Below are 961 nucleotides of genomic sequence, written 5' to 3'. Positions count from 1 at the left end.
ACCCACGATCCCCTATCGGTGGTGGTGCGTTGACCGGTTGAACTCGCCTTCGTTTTCGCTACAACATGGAGACAGAGCTCTCCTGGCCGAATGAGGGGCGGCTTTTTGAACCGGTGGTTACTGCTGCCCGCGGCGGGCTCGACGCAGTTCTGCGACGATGCGAGCTCGCTCGGGATCCTTGGCCAGCGTGCGGTCGTCGATGACGTCGATGACGTGCTGGATCAGCGCGACGACCTGCTTGGACAGGAACGCGCTGAGCACGCCGCCGGCGACGGCGATGACGCCAGTCAGGGCAGCAGTACCACCGGAGGCCGTCAGCATGTCCACCGTGTCGGTGATGGGCATGATGCCTCCTTCGGGGTTGGCCAGTTGCGGCCAGAACCCACCCGTCCTCGGGTGGGGGCATGAGGACCGCCGGCGCGCAACGAGGCGTGGCAGCGGATGGCAGGAGCGTCGAGAGCTCCCTGCGAATGCCCGAGTCAGATCAGGGCATAAAAAAGGCCGGTCCTGAGAGGGCCGGCCGGAGACAGCGTCGTGCTGCCTTGAGTGTCAGCGTACAGCGCCTATGCGACACCCGCGAGATTCCGGGCAGACGCGTGCCGAGCAGCCTCAGGGTAGCGGAGCAGGCGGGCATGAAAAAAGCCGATCCAGAGGACCGGCTGTAGGCGCGCACTATGAACGCAGGACGATTCTGACACGGCCGGCGGACATTCGGCAAGCACTTCGCGCCACCATGTCGCGGTGGACTACTTCGCCGGCGCGGTGATGAGGCCGGCGAGGGTGTCCAGGGCGCCGGGGATGAGGGAGAAGTAGGCCCAGGTGCCGCGCTTTTCGCGGTGGAGGATCCCGGCGTCGACGAGGACCTTGAGGTGGTGCGACACGGTCGGCTGGGACAGGCCGAGCGGTTCCTGCAGGTCGCAGACGCAGGCCTCGGCACCGTCGTGCGCGGCGACCATCGAGA

At 66.4% G+C, this 961-nt stretch carries 2 protein-coding genes; both read right to left on the bottom strand.

Annotated features, from left to right (window positions below; all coding sequences use genetic code 11):
- Positions 1-117 precede the first annotated feature (117 nt).
- Positions 118-345: a hypothetical protein gene (locus AX669_RS05240; protein ID WP_051805400.1), complete on the bottom strand. Its 228-nt coding sequence runs from the start codon at positions 343-345 to the stop codon at positions 118-120.
- Positions 346-746: 401 nt separating this feature from the next.
- Positions 747-961, bottom strand: a 215-nt coding sequence (locus AX669_RS05235) for a metalloregulator ArsR/SmtB family transcription factor (protein ID WP_156444931.1), incomplete at its 5' end; no start/stop codon positions are given.

The organism is Dermacoccus sp. CCH2-D9 (assembly GCF_001556795.1).
Lineage (GTDB): Bacteria > Actinomycetota > Actinomycetes > Actinomycetales > Dermatophilaceae > Dermacoccus > Dermacoccus nishinomiyaensis.
The sequence above is the reverse complement of the archived record's forward strand: the minus strand, read 5'-3'. Positions and strand labels throughout refer to the sequence as shown.